We start from the raw sequence: 22,288 nt of genomic DNA, 5'->3' as shown, positions 1-22,288 counted from the left end.
CTTGTAGTCCTCTTCCGCTTGCGGGAGAAGGGGGATTAGAGACTTGAATTAGTTACGTAGGGCGGGTGCAACCCGCGCCGCCAGAATTTTCAAGGTGCCGCGATAGTGATTTGATGCAAGAGAAAATATTTGAACGATAAATCGTTAAGGTGACTTACAGCGCGGGTTGCACCCACCCTACAAATGATACCGGTCTACCCGATTAGAAAACAATCTGCTAAGTTCCAAGAATAGATAGAATGAATAGGAAACACATGTCCAACACATCCCACCTAAACTGGCCTTTCTTCAACGAAGAGCACCGCCAATTACAAACACAATTAGACCATTGGGCGAGTCAACACATTCATCACACACACAGCAAAGACGTCGATCAGGAATGTCGTGATTTGGTGAAGCAACTTGGTGAAGCCGGTTGGCTCAAACATGCAATCGGTGGCAAGGCTTATGGTGCGATTCAAGATGTGATCGACACGCGTGCGATCTGCATTTTGCGCGAAACATTGGCGCGCTATTCCGGCCTGGCCGACTTCGCTTTCGCAATGCAAGGTTTGGGTACTGGTGCAATTAGCTTGTTTGGCAGTGAACAACAAAAAGCCACATACCTAGAAAAAGTCGGGCAAGGTAAATTGATTTCCGCCTTTGCTTTATCCGAACCGAATGCCGGTTCCGATGTCGCTGCCATGCAATGTGCTGCAACTCTGGTGCACGACGCGCAGGGTGACTATTATGTATTGGAAGGTGAAAAAACCTGGATCTCAAACGGTGGCATCGCCAATTTTTATGTGGTGTTTGCGCGTACAGGTGAGGCTGCGGCGGCGCGTGGCATTTCGGCCTTTATCGTTGATGCAGATACAGAAGGTTTTGAAATCGCTGAACGGATAGACGTCATCGCCCCACATCCTTTAGCGCGTTTGAAATTTAATCAATGCCGTATCCCTGTCAGCCAGCGTATAGGTGAGGGTGGACAAGGTTTTAAAGTCGCAATGGCAACGCTCGATGTATTCCGTACGTCTGTCGCTGCTGCTGCCTTAGGTTTTGCCCGTCGTGCTTTGGATGAAGCGATGGCGCGTGCCACCAGTCGTCAGATGTTTGGTCAGACGCTCGCTGATTTTCAATTGACGCAAGCCAAACTCGCGCAGATGGCAACCACCATTGATAGCGCCGCTTTACTCGTGTATCGAGCTGCCTGGCAACGTGATCAGGGACAGCGCGTCACCAAAGAAGCAGCGATGGCAAAAATGGTTGCCACTGAAGGCGCGCAACAAGTGATCGACGCTGCGGTGCAGATGTTTGGTGGTATGGGCGTGATGAGCGAAGTGCCTGTAGAAAAACTGTACCGTGAAATTCGCGCTTTGCGCATTTACGAAGGCGCTACCGAAGTGCAACAACTCATCATCGCCCGTGAAATGTTGAAAGACTATAAGGACGCAAATCCATGAGCTTAGTCTTCAGCACACCCATCAGTATACGTTTTGCGCATTGCGATCCGGCCGGTATCGTGTTTTATCCTCGCTATTTTGAGTTGATCAACGGCGTAGTAGAAGACTGGTGTGCGCAAGCGCTGGGTATGAGTTTTCATGAAATGCATATGGTGCAAGGTATAGGTTTGCCCACCGTACACATAGAAACTGACTTTGTGAAAACTAGTGTGATGGGTGATGAATTAGTCGCTGAATTGCGTGTGACAAAATTAGGACGAGCTTCTGCTACGGTAGAAATTCAGATGCTGGGACAAGAGCAGGATTTACGACTGAAGGCTAGCTTGGTATTGGTGATGGCGCAGGTACAAGAACGCAAAGCAATTGCATTGCCGATAGCCTTGCGTGAACAAATGCAGAAGTACTTGGCAAGCGAATGTGCTTGAGTAGGCAGCGTCGTGCGCATCAGATGGCTAAGCAAATAGTGTTAAGGTCAGAAGCTAGATAGGTACTGGTGCGCGCGGCGCACCCTACGGGTAAAACTACCAGCTATTAATAGCCTCGATCTTAGTTTTTCAAAGGATATTAGTAGGGTGCGCCATGCGCACCGAGCGTTTGGTTAGATATTAGAACGCTCAGACGATAGATAAACATCGGTGCGCACGGCGCACCCTATGGGTTACAAGAATTATTGAAAGGAATGCATATGGACTTTTTACAACCACCGGGCTGGGTAAGACCCCGCGGTTATTCGAATGGCGTCGCAGCTAAAGGACGTACGATTTGCGTCGGTGGTATGATAGGTTGGGATGGGCAAGAGCAATTTCATTGTGATGATATTGCCGGGCAAACGCGTCAGGCTTTGCAAAATATTGTTGAGGTATTAGCCGAAGGTGGTGCAAAGCCTGAACACATTGTGCGTATGACTTGGTATGTAATCGATAAAAAAGAATATGTGGCTGCTTACAAAGAAATCGGCGCTGCCTATCGCGACGTAATTGGGAAACATTTTCCTGCGATGGCAGCGGTACAGGTAGCTGGCTTGATTGAAGACAAGGCTAGAGTCGAAATTGAAGTCACCGCAATCGTTCCTGATTGATTTGCCTATAGATAATCGGAAGTGAATATTGGATTTGCTGTTTTTTGCAACAGAAATACGGCAGAATCGTGCCGCGACTTATTATTGTCACAATCCCTGTTTATTCTTAGCTTAGAATAATCAGATTGCTTTTTGCGTTGGTGATCGCTATTGCGTTACCTGGCTAACTGCCGAAGTGACGTGGTGTTAAATCGCAAGCTAAGTAGCAAGCTAAATAGCAAGCCCAACAAACAAAAGCCGAAGTGCCTGACCTGATATGGACTCCGATGGAAAGTATACTTTTGCTTCCGCGCTGGTTTTACAAGGTCTTTTTGCACGCATATAAATTGACGACAATGCGCTCCTTATTCTTACGTTTTTTCTCGACGATCACTGGACAATTTACGGCCATCGCCTTTTTGGCGTCTGGTTTGTTGGTTGCTAATGTGCTGTACACTGGGAATCGTACGCTGGATGCGGCCTTATTGGAAAACATCAAACTGAGTGTAGGGCAAACTTCGCAACTACTGAATCTCACCGTTTCTACTTACGCCAGCAATAATGATTTGCAGACGGTGCAGACGTTTCTTGATGAGATTTTGGACAAAGAAGCAAAAAATGGTTTGACCTATGTACTGGTCGCTAATTCTCAAGATAAACCATTAATCTCTACCTTGGCGCTGAATGCCGCCACTCCAGCTCCAGACATAGCCAGTAACTACGAGAAAGCTGCACGCTCAGGTATCATTCATGTACGTAATCGCTTGCTATTACCAGGCAATGAAATTGGCTTCTTGCAGTATGGATTATCGACGAAGAATATTATTGCTGCGACTACGAATGAACGTATGAATTCTTTGATGCGTACTTTGGTAGTGGTGTTGCTGACTTTCTTTGCGATTGTTTTTCTTGGACGGCAAATCACTAAGAGTTTGCAACAAATGAATTTGGCCAGTCGTGAAATTGTGGCGGGCAATTTCCATATGCGGATTGCAGTTTCTGGCAACAATGAATTAGATTTGATGTCGGCGCATTTTAATCGCATGGTGGATGCGGTTCAGGCAAAAATTAATGAAATCACCGAGTTGAATCAATCACTAGAGTCTCGCGTACAAAGCCGTACGCTCGAATTAGAGAATTCTAAACAGCAGTTGGAAAATAATTTGATGCAACTCAAAGAGGCACAGCGTCAATTAATTAGTAAAGAAAAATTGGCCAGCCTCGGTTCTTTAGTTGCAGGTATCGCCCATGAATTGAATACGCCTATAGGCAACGCATATACGGTCTCGACGACGGTGAGTGAAAAGGTGGAGGAATTTGAACATGCGCACAACGATGCCAGTATTAAGAAATCGACCTTGAATCGCTTCGCCGCAGACATGGCGGAAGCCGCTGATTTATTGAGCAAGAATCTCAAACGTGCATCAGAACTAATCAATAGTTTTAAAACGGTAGCAGTCGATCAAGCCAGTGAAAACCGACGTCGATTTAATTTACTCAAAACGATGGAAGAGCTGGCAATCACTTTACAACCGCAACTGAAGAAAACCAAGATTTCATATCGTATCGATATTCCGTCCGAGATTGTGATGGATAGTTATCCTGGTCCCTTAATTCAGGTAATTTCCAATTTATTTAATAATGCCGTGCTCCATGGTTTTGAAGGGCGAGATGGGGGAGAGCTGACGCTGACGGCGAAGCTGGACGAGCACGATAGTCGTTTTGTACAGATGCAGTTTGGCGATAATGGCGTTGGTATTCAGACGCATAATTTGGACAGAATCTTTGATCCATTCTTTACGACGAAATTTGGCCAAGGCGGCTCAGGCCTTGGCTTAAATATTTGTTACAACATAGTCAGCGGTTTATTGCGCGGGCAAATTAGTGTGCAATCCGACATCGAGGTTGGTACACGATTTACTTTGCTATTGCCTTTGCTTGCTGAAGATTAGTCGACTCTCAATTCGAGCTTAATTTTGAGCTTAGTTTTTGAGCGACGTCGCGCACCACATCAAGCAAATAATCAATTGATGCCTCGCTCTTACGATGATTGATAATGCAGGCACGCAAGACAAATTCCCCGTTGAGTTTAGTGCCAGTGATAAACACGCGGCCATCGGTTTCTAGTGCAGGAATCAACTCTTGGTTGACGCGAATAATTTGTTCAGAGCTTAGACCTGTACCGATATAACGGAAGCAGGCAATCGCTAAATCACTGCGCGATTTCAATTCAAAATCTTTCGATGTTCGTACTTGTTTTTCCAGATAGCGAGTCAGATCCAGATCTTTTTGCATCATCGCTTGAATCTGGGTAAAGCCGTAGGCCTTTAAGGACATCCACACTTTGAAAGCCTTGGCGTTACGCGACAATTGGAAATAATGTTCATTGAATTCTAAACGATCTGTTTTGACCTCTAATGAAGTATCCAGATAATCGGCCTGCTTAAAATAGGATTCCCGCAGCACATCCCAATTGTGCACCAGCGTGCAGCCAATTTCGAATGGTTGATACAGCCACTTATGAAAATCGAGCGCAATCGAATCGGCCAATTCCATGCCTGCATATTTCGTTTTCAATTCGGGTAGAGAAGAGACTAAACCACCGTAGGCTCCATCAACGTGTAGCCACATGCCATGCTGTTTGGCAATTTGTGAGAGTGCTGTTAAATCATCGATTGCACCGGTATTCACCGTGCCAGCATTGCCGACGATGCAAAAGGGGGTAAAGCCAGCAGCGATGTCTTGCTCGATTTGAAGTTGTAGTTTATCCAAATCGATTTTGAAGTCAGTGTCCGTTGCAACGCGGCGCAATTGATTGGTGCCTATGCCAAGCAAAGACACACTTTTGTCGGTGCTGCTATGGGTTTCGGTGCTGCAATACACGGTGAATGGCTTCATGCCGAACAGGCCATTCTTATTGATATTGTGTTTGCGCCAGAAAATATTGCGGGCGACGGTTAAGCCAGTCAGGGTTGCTGCCGATCCGCCACTGACCATCACACCACCAGCATCGGGTGTGTAGCCTATCATTTCGGCAGTCCATTTCACTACGCGCTTTTCTATCTCTGTCATCGCCGCACCGAGATGCCATTTGGTCGCGTTTTGATTGATGGTTGAACAAAGAAAATCGGCGACGGTAGATATCTGATTACCACCTGCCATGACATAGGCATACATATTTGGCCCGAGGTTACCTGTTGCAGTGTCTAATACCCGTTGTTTGACCAGATCTAGCAAGGCCAGCGCATTAGTGCTTGCCCGTGGCAATGGTTCGTCAAACCATGAGGCGACTTCCGCTTGCGGGAAGTGATGAAAACCATCTTGCTGATCGACCTTGGCATATTGTTCTAATACTAGATCGCTAGTCTTTTGCAAAATATCGCTTAATTCTTGTGGGCTGTAGTCTAGGCTATGGTTCATAGTAATCCTATCGAGGTGCAAGATGTGGGTATGAAAAACTGATATCGTTACGTCGTCAACGGATGGCTTGACGATAATTCACGAGCCGAGTGATCAACTCAAAATCGAACTGAGTACGATTTTAAGCGAAAGTTTGGATTGACGTAGTTTGGACGCTTAACAACTGATCGACAGGTATGGGATAAGCAATAGCATAGCCTTGCGCATAATGGATACCAAGGTCTTTGAGTATTTTTAAAACAGCTTGATTTTCAACAAATTCCGCGACGGTTTTCTTGCCCATTAATCCAGCAATTTCATGAATCGATTTCACCATCGCCAGATTGATAGGATTGCTGTCGATGTCGCATACAAATTGGCCATCAATCTTGAGAATGTCGACATCGAGGTTGCGCAGGTAAGCAAAGGAAGATAAGCCACTGCCAAAATCGTCTAATGAGAAACGGCAACCCCGTGCGCTCAATTCTTGCATAAAGTCTTGCGCTAGTTCGATATTTGCAATTGCTGCGGTCTCTGTGATTTCAAAACAAATCTTTTCACAATCTAAGCCTGAATTGCTGATTTCTGTATTCACAAAATCCAGAAAATTTTTGTCACTCAAGCTCTGGCCCGAGAGATTGATAGAGCACAATTCCATGTCTTCTTGATGTACGCACATCCATGCTAAAGCATGACTGACAACCCATCGATCGACGCGTGCTGCCAGATGATAACGTTCCACCGCTGGCATAAATGCTCCAGGAGCAATGATGCCGCCATGTCCATCTTGCATCCGTAACAAAAACTCGCAGTGTAAACGACCTGTGTTGGCACCGTTGATACTAAGTATTTTTTGACCGTACAAGGCAAACAGATTTTCGGATAGCGCATTTTCTATGCGGCTGACCCATTCCATCACGCCGTAACGCTGCGCTAGTGCGGGATCATCACTGGCGTAGACGTGAATACGTCCACGTCCGGCGTCTTTGGCGACATAGCAAGCGCTATCAGCGGATTGCAATAAGACGCCAACGCTCTCGCTTTGCTCATTTAAAACAACCATGCCGATGCTAACGCCAACGGCAAATGAGCGATCTAGCCATTGGAAGCGGAAACTCGCTAATTGTTGTTGAAGTCGTTCAGCGATATGCAGGGCTTGATCGACATCTTGATGATGCAAAATCATTCCGAATTCGTCACCACCAATCCGGCACAGATGATCTTCGGCTCTTAAAACGCTACTAAATTTGAGTGCAACTTGGCGCAATAATTCATCGCCAGCAGCATGGCCGCAAGTGTCATTGATGACTTTAAATTCATCCAGGTCCAGGTAGCATAAGACGTGCTGTTGATTCTTTAACCGCGTTTGCGCAAATAAATGGCCTAAGATCTGCTCAAATGCGCGACGATTTCCTAGACCGGTTAATTCATCATGCGTAGCTTGGAACTTGATGACATTTTCCGCTGCCTTACGTTCGGAAATATCTTTGACTGTGGCAATGAACGTGGTGATGTTGCCTTCTTTATTCTTGACCGCCGACGGGTTCATGGTAATCGGAAACCGCTCACCATTTTTACGCATGAATACTAATTCACGTTCACTAAAATTGCCTTCGGTGATTGCACTATACGTAGCTTGTAAGTTCGTTATTTCTTCTTCTGGCCAATACGGGAAAGGGGCGCGGCACCCGAGTAATTCTTCCCGGCTAAAGCCAGTCATAAGACAAAATGCTGGATTCACTTCGGTTTGCACGCCATCAGGATTTAGCACCGAGAACCCATCTTGCATTGCTTGAATCAAGCTATTGGCAAATTCAACCGAGGCATGCAAAGCATCTTCTGCATCTTGACGGGCACGCATAAATTTGACGCGATCTAAGGCGACCGCGATATGACCAGCCATGGCTTGCATAAATTCTAGTTGCCAAGGTTGAGGAGGGCGTACACCCTCTTCATCGCCATAGGTGCCCATGCCGAGTGCGCCTAATTTTTGCTCCGCGAGGATTAATGGCGCATTAATAATGGTACGATTTTGAATGAGCGCAACCATGTCTTTATTGGTGCGAGGATCAGTACGCGCATCTTCAACGATGACAATATGTTCTGCATCCATGATCTCTTCCAGCATACGATCTCCCTCAATCGGGATATCAACGCTTTGTATCATGCGAGAGGTATCGGTTTCTTGTCCTGAGCTTAAGTGATTAATCACCGAGAGGATGCCAGGCTTTTGATTGAAAATCGCCAACCAAACATGGGGATAACCAAGGACTTCGATTGCAACCGGTGCGTAGGCGAGCAGTATGTCTTCAAGCTTCCAAGCGCGCTCTAGCTGCTTGCAGAGCTGCAGCAGCACTTTGTTGAGCTGATCAGAATCAAATTCTTTATGAGTGCCTGACATGATACATTCGGTTGACTGATATGGAAATTGCAGGAAATAGGCACCTCATGAGTATTCCTTACGAAACTGGGTGCGTCAAGAAATGCATGGATAAATTCCAACAGATTTGTCTCAAGTGTGTTTTTGATCAAATCTGATAATGAAAAATTAACAAGGTTTGAATATTGAACTCAGTAATTACGGTTTTTTCTTTGCCTTGTTCCAATAAGCGAATTCTTCTGCATGTACATCTATGTCAAGTTCTTGTACGCGTGTTTGTAAGTGATTCTGCACATCGTTGACTGCTTGGTTGTAAATGCTAGGACCAATTTCTTCTAATAAAAAATTCAATAGGGCATCTGCTTGTAAATTACCTAATTTTTCTTCCATGTTGAGATCGAAATAACGTTGCAATGAGGTAATCGCTTGTTTGCGTAGTTCGGTTTTGAATTGAATCGGCATCGGAGTGACTTTGCTTAATTGTGGTGTATAAAAAAATAAAGCGAGTGTAGCTGATGCAGGCGAGATTTTCGATTAGGCTTCACCAAAATATTCTTAGTGGAAGCTCACGTGTTTTTTTGATTTTTGCATCGATAAGTGTTGGTAATTACTGGTAGTCGCTGGCAGTTGCTGGGCTATGATGTTTCAAGCGATGTTTCAAGTGACGCCGTAATCCACGCTTCAAGCGGTGTTTGAAAGTGGTCGGAGACTTCTTTCATATAATAAAATTGCGCTACCATCAATATCTTAGAGCAGCAGCCACACAAAATATTTCGCCTTGCATCGTAGGAATTTGATTATGCTACCCTCAGTTTTGCCTTTAGATGATGTACGTTTGCGCCGGCACAGTGTCGATGTCGACGACTGTCATGATCTTCAATTTCAGCAAGAAAATCAGACCCTGCAAGCAACATTGAATGTCTTCCGTGCACAACATGGATTTGGTCGCGGTATCGCCGCACCACAACTAGGGATTGCCAAACGATTCATCGCCTTAAATTTGGGTGAAGGGACATTTAGCATGATTAATCCCAAGATCACTTGGCGCAGCGAGCAGACCTTTACGATGTGGGACGATTGCATGTGTTTTCCCGAGTTACTCGTCAAAGTACGACGGCACCTGTCGATCTCGGTGCAATTTATCGATGAAAAAGGCCGTCAGCAATCATGGGAACACTTAGGGCAATCCCTCGCAGAATTGTTGCAACACGAAATTGATCATTTGGACGGTGTGTTGGCGACAGACTTGGCGCTAGATGAACACAGTATCATTCAACGTCGTGACTTTGATGCGAACCCAGAGCGATTTCACCAGCAAGTCGATTATGTGATTGTGCCGACGCTAGGATAATTCGGGTAGTTTGTTTGAGATTATGAGATTGGACATGGGAATGTATTTGTGTGTTGGACGTCAAGTAATTGATTCCAATTATGAAAAAGGTGCAATAGTCTAAGACCATTGCACCTTCTTTTACCTTGCTTTACGACTCTATAGCGTCCGCTTGAGCGGATTTGGCGTCAGATTTGACCTACTTAGTAGTGACGATTGCTACCGGACTTTGACCGCTAGCAATAGGAGTGCCGACGGCAGTCAAACTGCCAGTGCTGGCGTTGATCGCATAAACTGACACGGTATTGTCTATGCTATTGCTTACGTAGACGGACTCTTTCGCAGCGACTATGCCGAGTGCGCCCTTCACGGTGATGATTCCCACATTGCTGAGTGCGCCCGTGCTGCTATTGATCGCATAGGTGATGACACTGTTGTCCGTAGCATTAGCGACGTAGGCGAATTTTCCGTTTGGTTCTATTGTGACGGCGCTTGGTAAATTACCTGCAGCCACTGCGCCTATGTTGCTTAGCGCGCCAGTGCTGGCGTCGATGCTAAAGGCCGAAATTGAGTTGCCTGACTTGTTGGTGACGTAGGCATATTTTCCGTTGGGAGCGATCACAATAGCGCTTGGCAAAGTACCAGTTTGGGCAGTCGTACTAGTTGTGGTTAGGACTCCAGTGCTGGCATTGATGCTGAAGATAGACACGGTATTGGCTGACCTGTTCGTCACATATGCAAATTTCCCGTTTGGCTCTATCGCCATCGCACTCGCGCCGGCTCCTGAGTTTGTCGCTGCACCTATGCTTTTTAGGACGCCCGTACTGCTGTCTATGCTATAGCCGGAAACAATGCCTTCTCCTTGGTTGGTCACGTATGCAAATTTACCATTCGGATCGATTGTGATGGACGTGGGTGTTGTTCGGGTAGCGACACTATTACCGACGCTGGTCAAAGCACCGCTAGTCTGGTTGATAGAAAAACTTGAAATGCTTTCGTTTGCTGAGTTCAATACATGCAAATACTTGGCATTAGCATCTATCGCAAGTGCAGTTGGTGTCGCGCCAGTCGTGACTGGTGTGGCGATGCTAGTCAAATTGCCGGTGGCATTGTTGATGCTGTAAGCCGAGATCGAATTTTCAATACTATTTGCAACATAAGCAAAGCGTGCGGTATTGCTGCACACTAAGGTGATGTTGTTGACATTAGCTGCCGCAATCGTGCCACTGGCATTGCTTACGGTACAGATTTGAGCTGGTGCGCTCGGTGCGGTCAATACGGTCACCGCGTACTTGGCGCCATTGTCATAGAACGGTGCAAATTTAACGGTTCCGTTTGCATTGACCGCTAAATTATCGCCACCGTTATTTTGCAAAATTAAACCTGTACCGTTTAGTCCAGTAACCGTCACATTAACTTCGTAACGCGTGGCGAAGCCACTCCAACCGCATCCAGCTATCAGTAAAGAGAAAAAGAAAATAGTGAGCAAACGAAATTGGATAGAAATCATGAAGTACCTTAGTGGAATCTTGAAGTAGAGAAAAAGACGGGTCTGTGCTCTTTTCCCTATTTCAAACGAAATTATTTTGCTGGGTAAAGAAGCAAAGAATTGCTTGCGATTAAACCATAAATAAATATTAACGACAATGAGAGAGCTAGGGTCTGTTGACATATATTTTAGGCAAGCGAATGCGCGCAAATGGGCACAGGGCTAGGCTATCGCTTTGGGAAAGATCCCTTGCAAAGGATCTTCGTTGCGTCAGCGTGCAGCATGCTGCACGAAACCCTGACTACACCGCAAGCTGCGCTGTAGCGGGTTTTAAACACCATGCACTATAAGCAGATTGCAACAACGCCATGTGCCCATTTGAGCCATTCCCGGAGGGTTTCACTCAAAACGCACGATGGACAGCGTTGCATCTCTTGCTGGGGCGGCCAGCCGCAGCGGCGAGATGCCCTTGCAGGGCGCACCATTGCAAGTATGCAATGACCGTTTCGCAGGCACATAGCTACGCTATGCGAAACCCCTGCTACACCCTTGCCATCCTGCGTTTTGAGTGAAACGCTTGCCTAAAATATATGTCAACAGACCCTAACTTACCAGTCAATTTTATCGAGAGCTTTGGTGTGGTTTACCGATGTGGAAGCCTTGAATAGCAGTTTGTACTAGCACAGCTTAGTCTGGAGAGCTTTGCAAATGCGGGGCCAAGGTTTGCGTCATCCATTCCATCAATTTTTGTGTGCGTTTTGCGAGGTGTCGCCGATCTGGATATAGCAATGAAACTGGCATGCTAAGCGCGCGAAAATCAGGCAAAATTTCTACAAGTTTCCCTTGCGCCAGCAGATTGTGTGCACCGAGTTGCGGCGCCTGAATGATGCCGAAACCTGCCAGACAGGCGGCCTGATAGGCATCGCTATTATTTACCGTCAGTTTGCCCTTCATCTTTACAAATTGAGATTTACCTTGCCATTGATATTCAAAGCCCGGCGATTTTGCACCAAAATTACTGGAGTAGTGCACCAGAAAATGTTGCTGCAAATCGTCTATGCTTGCTGGAGTTCCGCACAACTTGAGATAGTCTGGGCTGGCCAGATTTATCTGACGCAGAAAACCTAAAGGACGCGCAATAAGATTACTATCATTGAGGGTGCCTACCCGCATCACGCAATCAAAACCTTCGCGTATCACATCGACCCGCCTATCAGTGCAGCTCAATTCCAATTCTATTTTCGGATGTTGTTGCAAGAATTCCGGGAGCGCGGCAATCAAAATGTTCTTGGCGACACCCACCGGAAGATCTACGCGTAATCGCCCTTGTAAACTACTTTTTTCATCAAGAAATAGGCCGTGTAACTCTGCCATATCACTGAGTAGATCTTTGCTACGTTCATAAAACAGTAAACCGTCTTGCGTCATCTGCACGCTGCGAGTCGTGCGCTGTAAGAGTCGTGTGCCTAAAAAGCTTTCTAACTGTTTGACGGCTTCAGATACATTGGCTTTCGGTAAGCCCAGGCTATCTGCCGCTTGCGTGAAACTCGCTAGTTCTGCGACGCGCAAATAGATATGCATGGCTTCGAGTTGATTCATACAGATTCCTATTCACGTAGTTGGGATAGCGTAGTGACGCATATTTAATTGTTCGGTAATTCTGAATAGTTTAAACATAAATAGCATCTTTATGGCGGTTTGTTGGATAGGTAGACTAGCTCTATCGCTGCGTAAGAAATGTCAGCGATTCGAACGCAGTGATCAACCAAACACCGAAGGAAAATACGATGAGCTCTATCAATGTCAATATCAATGCAAATAATCAAAAAATCGCTTTTATCACGGGCGGTAGTCGTGGTTTGGGGCGAAGCGCCGCGCAACATTTAGCGCGTAAGGGAGTGGACATCGTTTTAACTTATCACAGCAAACAAGATGAAGCTGAGACTGTGGTAGCGGAATTGCGGCAGATGGGTAGGGTTGCCGTCGCCATGCAATTGGATGTCAGCAATGCCGCCAGTTTTGAAGGATTTAGTCAGTCCTTGCATCAAATTTTGCAAGACAACTGGGGGCGGCAACAATTTGACTATTTATTGAATAATGCCGGCACGGGGATCCATGCCAGCTTTGCCGAAACTAGCGAAGCGCAATTCGATCAATTGATGAACCTGCATTTTAAAGGTGTCTTTTTTCTGACGCAAAGACTGCTCCCTCTGCTGGCAGATGGTGGGCGGATATTGAATGTGTCTTCTGGGTTAGCGCGTTTCTCCTTGCCAGGCTATAGCGCTTATGCAGCGATGAAAGGTGCGATTGAAGTGCTGAGTCGTTATCAGGCAAAAGAGCTAGGCGCGCGGGGCATCAGTGTGAATGTGCTGGCACCAGGAGCGATCGAAACTGATTTTGGGCATGGCGCAGTGAGAGATAACGCCCAGCTTAATCAATTCGTCGCACAACAAACAGCGCTGGGACGTGCTGGTTTGCCGGATGATATCGGTAGTGTCGCAGCAGCACTGTTGGCAGGTGATACGGGCTGGATTAATGGTCAAAGAATAGAGGCATCGGGCGGGATGTTTCTGTAATTAGATTTGCTTTTGGCTGATTTCACGACAAAGATCCTTGCCTTTATTGTTAGCTATTTGCTTGTTTCATCATGCCATATCAGCGTGATGAAACAAGATTTAGTGACCCAGCTCAAACCCAGTTTCGACCGACTTGCCCCGACTCGTTTATACTCTCAGCTTTGGGGCTTCATACAATTAATGTGGAATTAGCACTGAGTTAATATTGAATCGATATTGAATTAATATTTTTTAGTGCTTTTCCTACTGTTTTGATGGAGCCAGCAAGTTTGTAGTCTTTGTCATCGTCAAAGACAGACCGTGAGAAAATTATGTCGAGTGTGGAATTGCCTGTAAATTCATCCGAACAGGCATTGGAATTTGTAGATTCATGTGCATTGCCTACGACCTGGGCCAACTTCACTATGCACGCGTTTATAGAGCCAGCGACGGGCAAAGAGCATGTGGCGCTGACTTTAGGTGATGTGGCAAATGGCGAGCCAGTATTGGCACGCATACATTCAGAATGCTTAACTGGCGACGCTTTGTTTAGTAAGCGTTGTGATTGTGGTCCTCAACTAGAATTGGCGATGCAAAAAATTGCTGCGGAAGGGCGCGGCGTCATTTTGTACTTGCGTCAGGAAGGCCGTGGTATTGGTCTGTTGGCGAAGGTGCAGGCATATCATTTGCAAGACGAAGGAGCTGATACGGTTGAAGCGAATCAGCGCCTAGGCTTTGCCGCAGACTTGCGTAGCTATACTTTATGCGATCCTATGCTTAAGCATCTGGGGATAAGCAGTGTCAAATTAATGACGAACAACCCGCGCAAGATTGCCGCATTACAAAATATGCAGGTAAGGGTTGAAGAGCAGATTCCATTGATTATCGCGCGCAATCCATACAATGAACGCTATCTGGCGACCAAGGCCAGTAAGCTCGGCCATATGCTGGCTCCTGATCTGTAATGTGAATACTGATCACCAGCGATATCGAGTGATATTGATTGAGAGTTCGCAATATTCAAGCAAATTTGGCGATAGTTGGCGATAGTTGGCAAAATTTAGCGATAGTTGGCAGGATTTAGCGATGCAAGAAGCTGGGGTCCCAAATTGGTTCCGGCTCTTTTGATATCACGAAGCGAGCGTTTTCACTTTGTATTGCCATCACTTCTGTAGCCACATGCTTAGGCAAACCGCGACGTTTGATCGGGCGGTTCTGTACAAATAGCGATTCCAGATAATTTTTTAAGTAGCCGGGATCGCCAGCGAATAGGCAGATTTTTTTCCAAATATGCGGATATTCCTTCTTAATGAAGCTGTCTGGAGTAATCCGGCTCAACGCCGCCAGTGACAGTGCATTTGGGTTGCCATGCTCAACATAGGTGAAGGCTTTTTCATGCAAAGTAGCGGGGTCGTTCAAGTCCTCTTCTGAAAAGAATTTCCCTATCGTTTGCATACTGGTTTCTACTTTTGGCGCATCTAAATCAGAGTAGGGAGCCAAAGTTCTCAGAATTTGTTCAGCGTTTGGCAATGCTGCACGACTCCAACGTATACATTTGATCCCGGCGCTCTTGAGCAATTTGCGGGTTGGATATTCTTCGTCTTTAGGCGCGTCGTCTGTACGCTCAAGTTCCACCACGCACAGCAGAGTCAAATCCTGACTAAAAATACCAAAGTCGAGATGGCGTTCGCGTAATTTTTGGCGCATAACTTGGCGCTTTTTCTCATTGCTAACGTGGGCTTCTAGAATGGCAGCTAATTGTACGTGGGGGAAAATCAGGCAATTGGGCAGGGCTTTTTGTATGCGCTTAAAGAACAGTTCTTCTTCTGCGTCAAAAAATTTGCGCGGTTCACACTCGGGGATAGATTTATCGCCTTTATCGAGGAATTGTGAAAACATCAGACCACCTGTGCACTTTACGGATTTTCAATGATTGAAAATATACGTTTAATTCACAATAAAGCAAGTTAATTGCTGATAAACCATGTCCAATGGTATCGATAATCTGATGAACGGTGGTCGTGGACGAGGTGGACGGGGAGATGAAGAGGTAGTGGATGAGCTCGAAAAATCTGCCCGCCGCCGTATTGGCGGGCAGATTATCCGTGACAAGCAATCACCACGGATTCACAACTTAGTAGTTACCCATGTAATCACGTTTACCTAATTCCACACCATGATGGCGCAAGATGGCGTAAGTTGTCGTTACGTGGAAGAAGAATTGCGGTAAGCCATAGCCGAGCAAATAGGTCGTGCCAGACATTTTTCTTTCTTTTGGCGTACCAGGGCGCAATACGATTTCACGATTCTCGCTATCTTCGAATTGTGCGGCGTTCAAGCTAGCAATGAATTCTAGTGTCTTGCTCAGGCGTGCTTGCAATTCTTCAAAGCTGTTCTCGGTATCCTGATAATCGGGCACGTCAATGCCAGCTAAGCGTGCAGAAACGCCTTTAGCGAAGTCTGCCGCGATTTGTACTTGGCGAATCAGATTGAACATGTCGGGTGACAAGCGCGCTTGCAGAAAAACCTGATCTTCAATCTTCTTTTCTGCCGCATGTGCCTGGGCTTTTTGCAAAATTACTTGCAGACTACCGAGCATTTGTTGGAAGACGGGAACTGAGGTGGAGTACATTGTTGTGGACATAGTTTACCTTTAGAAATTGCACCAAATATGAAAAACGCACCAAGCATACAGTAACTATGCAAGGTGCGTTCTTAAGGAACTAAATCATCCGTTCAGAAGATGATTTGTCGTATTACATTAAGCAAATGCTGGCAGTTCATAGCCTTCGATGTTCGCTGCACTGACCAAATTGGCGAGGTAGGCGTGAGTCGCTTTGCGGCCTTCCATATCAGTCAGATAAGCTTGTAAGCGTTCTTTGACTTCGTCAAAACTCACCAGGTCGCCGCCTTTACGTGCTGTGACTTGAATGATGTGATAACCGAATTGGGTTTCAATCAATTCTGGTGTGATTTTGCCAGGCTCTGTACTGAATACGGCTTGTTCGAATTCTGGCACCATTTGACCGCGTCCAAATTCTCCCAATGCGCCGCCTTCTTTGCCGGAAGGGCAAGCTGAGTGTTCACGTGCCAGTGCTGCGAAAGCAGATGGGTTTTGTTGCAGATCAGCCAAAATGCCTTCTGCTTTAGCTTTCACTAAACTTGCTGCTAAACCTTCACCTGGCGTAAACAAGATGTGGCTGGCGGCTGCCATTTCACCTTGTTTGAAGCTAGCGCTATTGTCATTGTAAAAAGCTTGGCAAGTTGCTTCATCAACTTCAGCAAATTCAACTTCTTGTTGCAACAGTGTGCCGATGATTTCTTCTTCACTGCCAACATTGATATCGAGTTTGGCTGCTTCTGCCATCATTAAGTTGCGTAAAATTAATTCTTGAATCGCGCTATCGCGTAATTGTTCGCCTTCTGGATGGCCAGCAGCGCGGGCACGGTCCATTTCAGCATTGATGGTTGCTTCGTTGATTTCGGTGCCGTTAACGCGAATAGTCATGATGTTCCTAACAGATGAAGTAAAAATAAAAATAGAAGATGCGATTAAATTGACTCACAGTTTCATTTTGGCACTAGTGATGCTGCGCGAGGAAAGCAGTGAGGTTTGAAATTTTAAATCTCAGCATAATTATGGGCAAAATGGGCTATTTCAAGCCCATTTTTGCGATATTTAGGCGTTTTTATAAAAAATGAGCAGAGTTTGTAAACCGCTTTTGTGCTTTGTTTAACTTTTGATTTAGTTAGCTTGAACCGCACTGAGCTGTGCAGTCAATTCGGCAATTTGTTGCTTCAAAGCCTGATTTTCAATCCGCAAACGTTCGATCTCGGACGTTTCTGCAGATGCAGATGCAGTTGCAGTTGCTGATGCTGATGCTGATGCTGGCGCACTATGGTCGATGGAATGCGTGGTCGTCTCCATCGTTGGGCTGGTCGTTTCAGTCGCTGTAGTCGTTGCAGCCATGGTTTCACTGCTGACGCGCGGTGTACGGACTTGACGTAGCTGCCGAGCAGCTTGCTGCAATTCCTTCTTGCCGCCTGCCACAGCCGCTACTTGTTGCTCGCTAGGGAGCGAGGAAATAGTGGCGGCAGTATTGATAGAAATCGTACCGGCACGTACGGCTTCGACTAATTCTGGTGTTGCTGCTTTGCGGATTTTTTCGATCTGTGCAACGGCGGGTTTGCTTAAGCCCGCTACCTTTGCGATTTCATCACGGGTTTCTACCGAGACTGGATCAGGTTCTTTCGCTGCCAATTCAGCTTCTGCGGCTTTTTCCTTACTGCTTTTATCTTTGCGGCGGGTGGTAATAATTTCTTTCTTGCGTAGCGCTAGCACCCCGCGTTGAAAGCTCGATACGCTGCGACGAGCCAAGTGATTGTCTATCATCCATAGCATGACGTCTTCCACACTTTGAAAAGTGTCATTCTGCTTGGTCTGAAAAGGGATGTTGTGTTTCTGACAGATCGCATAACGGTTATGGCCGTCGATTAAGGTTTCACCCCATAGTACCAGCGCATCACGACAGCCTTCTTTCAACAGGCTACGTTCCAGAGCTAGGTATTCGTGGGTAGTGAGGGGATCGATGTAATCGCGTAATTCTTGATTGATGATGATTTGCATGGTGCTTGGATGGTGCCTAGTATGGTGCATTAATTTCATCGCGGCATTGGACAAGCCGATTGCGATGGGTAGTCTTTGAGTTTCCGGAGAAGGTCTCAATACGAAAGATCGGCAGTTTACAGCATTCCCTTGATACGGTCATAGCCAGAACGGCTAATCGGAAGATTAACACCATTGAGCATCACAGCTTGATAACTGTCTTTGCTTGCACGTTCTAAGCATTTTAATGCTTGTAGCCGGATGATAGTCGAGCGGTGAATACGTACAAAAAGTGCTGGATCGAGTTGTTTCTCTAAATCCGTCAGGCTTTGTGTTTTGAGTAGAGATTTACCATTGAAATGGATTTGCACATAATCGTCCTGTGCTTCTATGTAATCGATTTGTGCAACAGGAACCACATGGGTCTGGCCGCGATCCCGGACAATCAGACGTTCCGGCATGGCATTGGTTTGCGCGACTAAATTCGCTACTTCGGGAGGATTCTGCCCCAATAATTTGCGCGCTTTGCTTAAAGCTTCGTCAAAGCGTTGTTGTGAATAGGGCTTCAATAAATAGTCGATCGCATGTTGATCAAAGGCTTTGAGCGCATATTGATCATACGCAGTAGTGAAGATCACACCATCTCGACGTCCGGTGGCTTCTAAGACTTCAAAGCCATTTAACTTGGGCATTTGCATATCGAGAAAAATGAGATCAGGTTGCAGTGCTGTAATCGCATCAACGGCCTCTAAACCATTTTCGCATTCGCCGACGATTTCAATGTCGGTATGTGCACGCAAGTATTCTTTGCTAAGACGGCGAGCCAATTCTTCGTCGTCGATGATCAGGGCGCGTAGTGTTGTGCTCATAGATTTTCTTTTTATTTCTTTGGGATTATTTCTGTGGGGTTAGTTGTTTCGGATGATTCAAGCATTGCTGAGTTCTAAAGGCAGAGTAATCTCAACCCGGAATTGTTCTTCGGTGGCTTGCCATTCAACTCTGGATTTGTCGCCATATAAACTACGCATCCGCGCTTGCAGGTTTTTGAGTCCGGTGCCAGTTCCTGCCGCCGGGCTTGCTTGGATATCGACAGGATTCTCAATCGCAATATACAGCCAGGGCGCACGCACTTTGGTACAGACCAGAATCGTGCCGCCGTCGACCAGATCCCGAATGCCGTGCTTAATCGCGTTTTCCAATAAGGGCTGTAACAGCATAGGTGGGATCATGCAGTTTTCTGCTTGTACATCGAGTTCTATCTGCACTTGTAGTTTCTTGCCGAAGCGGATTTTTTCTATCGCCAAAAAATGATTGCATAGCGCGATTTCTTCATGCAACAGAATTTTTTGTTTCTCAGATAAGGCCAAAGTTTGTCGAAAAAATTGCGCTAATTCTATCGTCATGCTGCGTGCACCGGCGGCATCAATTGCGGTTAAGGCGCTGATCGAGTTAAGGCTATTAAACAAGAAGTGAGGATTAATTTGGGTGCGTAGTACTTGCAATTCAGCATCACGCGCCATGACTTCTGATGCTGCTTCACGACGTTCTGCCTGACGCACATTATCGAGCGCCAGTAAGACGTCATACACCAAGATAGATAGCAGATACAACAAGGTGCCACAAATAAAAAGCACGCCTGCCAAGTGCTGATTAAGATCGATGCCAGCCCAGTTTTCAGCAAACAGGCCGCAAATTTTATTCCACAAAAAGCAAAGTAAAACCCAGATCGCACCATACAACAATGCCGCACCACCAAATATTCCCGTAACCATAAAAAAGCGTCGGTTTTTTAACGGTAAGGATCGGCCTACATAGTAAGCCGATGCAGCAACACCGCCAAATACCAAGCTCATAGGAATCGCAAAAAGCAGTGCATTGCTCCAGGGACTGCTATTGGTCAATACCAACAATGCTGCCAGCAAACATCCTACCAATAACCAAATGGCGTAACTTAAGCTGATATGACGCAGGTTGGATAGGATAGGATTCATCGTTACTCTTTTTTTGGGGTTCGAAACTTAGTTCTTAATTTCCACTCCACCCATCACTGCAGTGCCAGTCAAAATCAGACGCTTGCTCGCATTCATCGTCGGCACGCTAGAATCATCGATGCCACCTAAGAAAGCAAAGCCATTGTTGACGACCGTCCAGTCAGCAGGAATCTTCAATGAGATGCCACCCCAAAATGCTGTGACGTTCAATACGGCTTCAGTTTGAATCACTGCATTACGTAGGTCAAGCTCAACACCGCCCATCACTGCTGTGATCGCACCACCACGAAAATCAGAAGACGCGATATTCCCTTGATGACCACTCATAAGCGCTACGATGTCGAGTAAAGAATCATTGGAATTGTTTTCTGATGCAATATTGCGGTTTACGCCATGTATTAAGCTCGTCGTTTTGTCTTTAAAAATCACCAGCATGCCTGCGGCAATCAATAACACTGGCCACAAATCACGCATACGGATGCTGATAATACCCAGACGGCCGAGAGTCATGATCGTTCCTGCTGCCATGAGGCCACCACCAACGATATAGCCGGATCGTGTATTTGCTTGAGATAATTTAATTGCGCCAGCAATCACGAATACTGTAGGCCAGAATTGCAACAGATCGCTGGTGTTGAAGATGCGTAGATTATCGAGTAGCGCTAATGCGCCGATGATCACGATGAAGGCGCCGAGCAAGAGGCGCTGTTGTGGGTTAGCGTTTTTCATAATTTTCCTTTGTAGACGAGACGTCGAAATAGGGGATATCAGGGAATTAAATTGATCTGGTGAATGGCGGCTGCGTGTGAATCAGGCTTTTGGTTTTTCTGCAAAATACTTGATCACAATATTGATGCCTATCGCGATAATAAAGAGTGGCCAGCTATTCGACCAAGTCAGGCCATATAGATGCTGAGTCACCGCATACAACCATGCAGCGATACCGATCTGCATAAAACCATCGAGTACTTCGGAAAGTTGGCTTGCACGTACAACACAGATCACGCCGGACAAGGCGATTAAGGCTGGCCAGTATTGATAGTATTCACGGGCATTGATCATATCGAGACGATCCAATAAGAAGAAGCTGCCGATGACGATTAAGACGATGCCGAAACTGATGTTATCTTTGCTGTTGTAGCCATTGATGCGATCTATGCGATTGCTGCGATTGCGAAATAACATGATGTTTCCTTTCGATGTCTGCGTTTAACTCAGATGTGAGCTGTATTTGGTTTGATAAATTATTCGTTTGGCACACAATGTCGTGCGCCACATCGATAAGATAAAACAGGCGGTTCGGGAAGTCATGCCGTATTCGGCGAATGGCGGAAACGGGTCGGTGAATGACGAAGTTGAGGCAGAATTATCGCTAATTCAGATAATTTTGCTTGGGAAGATCTGACGGAAAGTCAGGTTAATTCGGGCATCGCAGGCTAGTGTTTCTTTTGCGATCGCATGCAGCCAGTGACTTTGTGTATCGCCAGACATAATTAAAAGGCTGCCGTGCGCTAGGGGTATTTTGTAGCGCAAATCTTTACGCTCCCGATGTTTGAGCGCGAAAGTCCTGCTACCTCCCAAGCTCAAGGAGGCGATCACGGGTTGCAGTCCCAATTCAGTTTCATCGTCGCTATGCCAACCCATGCTGTCGCGCTCATCGCGGTAGTAATTGAGTAAAACACTATTAAAGTGCTGAGGTCCTCGCATCTTCACTTCGCCTGCAATCGCATGTTCAATATCGTTCTTAATGTCTAACAAGTGCGGATGCCAAGGTAGCGGAAGCAGATGCAAGCCAGAGTAGGTATATTCTGCATCCGCATCACCAAACCCTGCGCTGAGTCGTGGTTGTAAACGTGGTATGCCAGCGATACGTGTTTGCTCCTGCCGCCATGGAATTTGCAGTTGCAATACGCGGAATAATTCGTCTGCTTTCGCCTCGTCATAAAACCGCGGGTAGTAGAGTAACGTCGCGTCTTCTAATTGTATTTGTTCGCCTCTGTGCGGAGTATCGAAGAGAGATTCTTGCATGATGGGCGAAA

General features: G+C 46.2%; 21 protein-coding genes. 7 read left to right on the top strand and 14 right to left on the bottom strand.

Annotated elements, in window-relative coordinates; all coding sequences use genetic code 11:
* Window positions 1–254 precede the first annotated feature (254 nt).
* The 4 genes from H8K55_RS04000 to H8K55_RS03985 all read left to right on the top strand — a co-directional run bounded on the left by H8K55_RS04000 (window position 255) and on the right by H8K55_RS03985 (window position 4,451).
* The gene (locus H8K55_RS04000) at window positions 255–1,442 is read left to right on the top strand and encodes an acyl-CoA dehydrogenase family protein (protein WP_186940766.1); all 1,188 of its coding nucleotides are present in this window, start codon (window positions 255–257) and stop codon (window positions 1,440–1,442) included.
* Window positions 1,439–1,867, top strand: a complete 429-nt coding sequence (locus H8K55_RS03995; protein WP_186940765.1) for an acyl-CoA thioesterase — start codon at window positions 1,439–1,441, stop codon at window positions 1,865–1,867. Before H8K55_RS04000 ends, H8K55_RS03995 begins: the two co-directional genes overlap by 4 nt.
* Before the next feature lie 260 nt (window positions 1,868–2,127).
* Window positions 2,128–2,520: a RidA family protein gene (locus H8K55_RS03990; RefSeq protein ID WP_186940763.1), complete on the top strand. Its 393-nt coding sequence runs from the start codon at window positions 2,128–2,130 to the stop codon at window positions 2,518–2,520.
* Window positions 2,521–2,855: 335 nt separating this feature from the next.
* Window positions 2,856–4,451, top strand: a complete 1,596-nt coding sequence (locus tag H8K55_RS03985; RefSeq protein WP_186940761.1) for a sensor histidine kinase — start codon at window positions 2,856–2,858, stop codon at window positions 4,449–4,451.
* Window positions 4,452–4,458: 7 nt separating this feature from the next.
* Here the strand turns inward: H8K55_RS03985 and H8K55_RS03980 are convergent, their stop codons facing one another.
* The 3 genes from H8K55_RS03980 to H8K55_RS03970 form a co-directional block, all read right to left on the bottom strand.
* The gene (locus H8K55_RS03980) at window positions 4,459–5,919 is read right to left on the bottom strand and encodes a pyridoxal phosphate-dependent decarboxylase family protein (protein ID WP_186940760.1); all 1,461 of its coding nucleotides are present in this window, start codon (window positions 5,917–5,919) and stop codon (window positions 4,459–4,461) included.
* A gap of 121 nt (window positions 5,920–6,040) precedes the next feature.
* A complete protein-coding gene (locus H8K55_RS03975; protein ID WP_186940759.1) occupies window positions 6,041–8,299 on the bottom strand; it encodes a bifunctional diguanylate cyclase/phosphodiesterase in 2,259 nt (752 codons plus the stop codon).
* Between the two features lie 177 nt (window positions 8,300–8,476).
* Window positions 8,477–8,740, bottom strand: a complete 264-nt coding sequence (locus tag H8K55_RS03970) for a DUF2164 domain-containing protein (RefSeq protein WP_186940757.1) — start codon at window positions 8,738–8,740, stop codon at window positions 8,477–8,479.
* Between the two features lie 337 nt (window positions 8,741–9,077).
* Between H8K55_RS03970 and H8K55_RS03965 the strand changes: the two genes are divergently transcribed.
* Entirely contained in the window at window positions 9,078–9,629 is a 552-nt protein-coding gene (locus H8K55_RS03965; RefSeq protein WP_186940756.1) for a peptide deformylase, read from the top strand.
* A 178-nt stretch (window positions 9,630–9,807) separates the two neighbouring features.
* Here H8K55_RS03965 and H8K55_RS03960 read toward each other — a convergent pair whose 3' ends face one another.
* Together H8K55_RS03960 and H8K55_RS03955 are read right to left on the bottom strand one after the other, a co-directional pair.
* Window positions 9,808–11,118: a lactonase family protein gene (locus H8K55_RS03960; protein ID WP_186940754.1), complete on the bottom strand. Its 1,311-nt coding sequence runs from the start codon at window positions 11,116–11,118 to the stop codon at window positions 9,808–9,810.
* A gap of 666 nt (window positions 11,119–11,784) precedes the next feature.
* A complete protein-coding gene (locus H8K55_RS03955) occupies window positions 11,785–12,696 on the bottom strand; it encodes a LysR family transcriptional regulator (RefSeq protein WP_186940752.1) in 912 nt (303 codons plus the stop codon).
* A gap of 188 nt (window positions 12,697–12,884) precedes the next feature.
* Here H8K55_RS03955 and H8K55_RS03950 point away from each other — a divergent pair, with 188 nt between their 5' ends.
* Complete coding sequence (locus H8K55_RS03950) at window positions 12,885–13,673, top strand: SDR family NAD(P)-dependent oxidoreductase (protein ID WP_186940750.1); 789 nt, start codon at window positions 12,885–12,887, stop codon at window positions 13,671–13,673.
* 311 nt (window positions 13,674–13,984) lie between these two features.
* Window positions 13,985–14,617, top strand: coding sequence for a GTP cyclohydrolase II (ribA, locus tag H8K55_RS03945; RefSeq protein WP_186940748.1), 633 nt, complete (start codon window positions 13,985–13,987; stop codon window positions 14,615–14,617).
* Window positions 14,618–14,732: 115 nt separating this feature from the next.
* Here ribA and H8K55_RS03940 read toward each other — a convergent pair whose 3' ends face one another.
* The 9 genes from H8K55_RS03940 to H8K55_RS03900 form a co-directional block, all read right to left on the bottom strand.
* Window positions 14,733–15,551, bottom strand: coding sequence for a DUF2726 domain-containing protein (locus tag H8K55_RS03940; protein ID WP_186940747.1), 819 nt, complete (start codon window positions 15,549–15,551; stop codon window positions 14,733–14,735).
* A gap of 235 nt (window positions 15,552–15,786) precedes the next feature.
* A complete protein-coding gene (locus H8K55_RS03935; RefSeq protein ID WP_186940746.1) occupies window positions 15,787–16,296 on the bottom strand; it encodes a DUF1993 domain-containing protein in 510 nt (169 codons plus the stop codon).
* A 117-nt stretch (window positions 16,297–16,413) separates the two neighbouring features.
* Entirely contained in the window at window positions 16,414–17,160 is a 747-nt protein-coding gene (locus H8K55_RS03930; protein WP_186940744.1) for a peptidylprolyl isomerase, read from the bottom strand.
* A 237-nt stretch (window positions 17,161–17,397) separates the two neighbouring features.
* Window positions 17,398–18,279 carry a ParB N-terminal domain-containing protein gene (locus H8K55_RS03925; protein WP_186940743.1) on the bottom strand — a complete coding sequence of 294 codons (882 nt, stop codon included), beginning with the start codon at window positions 18,277–18,279 and terminating at the stop codon, window positions 17,398–17,400.
* Window positions 18,280–18,395: 116 nt separating this feature from the next.
* Window positions 18,396–19,127, bottom strand: a complete 732-nt coding sequence (locus tag H8K55_RS03920; RefSeq protein WP_186940742.1) for a LytR/AlgR family response regulator transcription factor — start codon at window positions 19,125–19,127, stop codon at window positions 18,396–18,398.
* A gap of 57 nt (window positions 19,128–19,184) precedes the next feature.
* Complete coding sequence (locus H8K55_RS03915) at window positions 19,185–20,249, bottom strand: sensor histidine kinase (RefSeq protein ID WP_186940740.1); 1,065 nt, start codon at window positions 20,247–20,249, stop codon at window positions 19,185–19,187.
* Between the two features lie 27 nt (window positions 20,250–20,276).
* The gene (locus H8K55_RS03910; RefSeq protein WP_186940739.1) at window positions 20,277–20,978 is read right to left on the bottom strand and encodes a LiaF transmembrane domain-containing protein; all 702 of its coding nucleotides are present in this window, start codon (window positions 20,976–20,978) and stop codon (window positions 20,277–20,279) included.
* 81 nt (window positions 20,979–21,059) lie between these two features.
* Complete coding sequence (locus H8K55_RS03905) at window positions 21,060–21,434, bottom strand: LiaI-LiaF-like domain-containing protein (protein WP_186940737.1); 375 nt, start codon at window positions 21,432–21,434, stop codon at window positions 21,060–21,062.
* 192 nt (window positions 21,435–21,626) lie between these two features.
* Window positions 21,627–22,277: an alpha-ketoglutarate-dependent dioxygenase AlkB family protein gene (locus H8K55_RS03900; protein WP_186940736.1), complete on the bottom strand. Its 651-nt coding sequence runs from the start codon at window positions 22,275–22,277 to the stop codon at window positions 21,627–21,629.
* Between the last annotated feature and the right edge of the window lie 11 nt (window positions 22,278–22,288).

The sequence above is a fragment of the Affinundibacterium flavidum genome (assembly GCF_014284175.1).
GTDB lineage: Bacteria > Pseudomonadota > Gammaproteobacteria > Burkholderiales > Burkholderiaceae_D > Undibacterium > Undibacterium flavidum.
The sequence above is the reverse complement of the archived record's forward strand: the minus strand, read 5'-3'. Positions and strand labels throughout refer to the sequence as shown.

Coding starts and splice junctions, on each gene's coding strand:
- H8K55_RS03995 (WP_186940765.1), top strand. CDS start 1,439: ATGAGCTTAGTCTTCAGCACACCCATCAGTATACGTTTTGCGCATTGC.
- H8K55_RS03910 (WP_186940739.1), bottom strand. CDS start 20,978: ATGAAAAACGCTAACCCACAACAGCGCCTCTTGCTCGGCGCCTTCATC.
- H8K55_RS03900 (WP_186940736.1), bottom strand. CDS start 22,277: ATGCAAGAATCTCTCTTCGATACTCCGCACAGAGGCGAACAAATACAA.
- H8K55_RS03915 (WP_186940740.1), bottom strand. CDS start 20,249: ATGAATCCTATCCTATCCAACCTGCGTCATATCAGCTTAAGTTACGCC.
- H8K55_RS04000 (WP_186940766.1), top strand. CDS start 255: ATGTCCAACACATCCCACCTAAACTGGCCTTTCTTCAACGAAGAGCAC.
- H8K55_RS03920 (WP_186940742.1), bottom strand. CDS start 19,127: ATGAGCACAACACTACGCGCCCTGATCATCGACGACGAAGAATTGGCT.
- H8K55_RS03930 (WP_186940744.1), bottom strand. CDS start 17,160: ATGACTATTCGCGTTAACGGCACCGAAATCAACGAAGCAACCATCAAT.
- H8K55_RS03905 (WP_186940737.1), bottom strand. CDS start 21,434: ATGTTATTTCGCAATCGCAGCAATCGCATAGATCGCATCAATGGCTAC.
- H8K55_RS03960 (WP_186940754.1), bottom strand. CDS start 11,118: ATGATTTCTATCCAATTTCGTTTGCTCACTATTTTCTTTTTCTCTTTA.
- ribA (WP_186940748.1), top strand. CDS start 13,985: ATGTCGAGTGTGGAATTGCCTGTAAATTCATCCGAACAGGCATTGGAA.
- H8K55_RS03940 (WP_186940747.1), bottom strand. CDS start 15,551: ATGTTTTCACAATTCCTCGATAAAGGCGATAAATCTATCCCCGAGTGT.
- H8K55_RS03990 (WP_186940763.1), top strand. CDS start 2,128: ATGGACTTTTTACAACCACCGGGCTGGGTAAGACCCCGCGGTTATTCG.
- H8K55_RS03955 (WP_186940752.1), bottom strand. CDS start 12,696: ATGAATCAACTCGAAGCCATGCATATCTATTTGCGCGTCGCAGAACTA.
- H8K55_RS03970 (WP_186940757.1), bottom strand. CDS start 8,740: ATGCCGATTCAATTCAAAACCGAACTACGCAAACAAGCGATTACCTCA.
- H8K55_RS03950 (WP_186940750.1), top strand. CDS start 12,885: ATGAGCTCTATCAATGTCAATATCAATGCAAATAATCAAAAAATCGCT.
- H8K55_RS03935 (WP_186940746.1), bottom strand. CDS start 16,296: ATGTCCACAACAATGTACTCCACCTCAGTTCCCGTCTTCCAACAAATG.
- H8K55_RS03975 (WP_186940759.1), bottom strand. CDS start 8,299: ATGTCAGGCACTCATAAAGAATTTGATTCTGATCAGCTCAACAAAGTG.
- H8K55_RS03965 (WP_186940756.1), top strand. CDS start 9,078: ATGCTACCCTCAGTTTTGCCTTTAGATGATGTACGTTTGCGCCGGCAC.
- H8K55_RS03980 (WP_186940760.1), bottom strand. CDS start 5,919: ATGAACCATAGCCTAGACTACAGCCCACAAGAATTAAGCGATATTTTG.
- H8K55_RS03985 (WP_186940761.1), top strand. CDS start 2,856: ATGCGCTCCTTATTCTTACGTTTTTTCTCGACGATCACTGGACAATTT.
- H8K55_RS03925 (WP_186940743.1), bottom strand. CDS start 18,279: ATGCAAATCATCATCAATCAAGAATTACGCGATTACATCGATCCCCTC.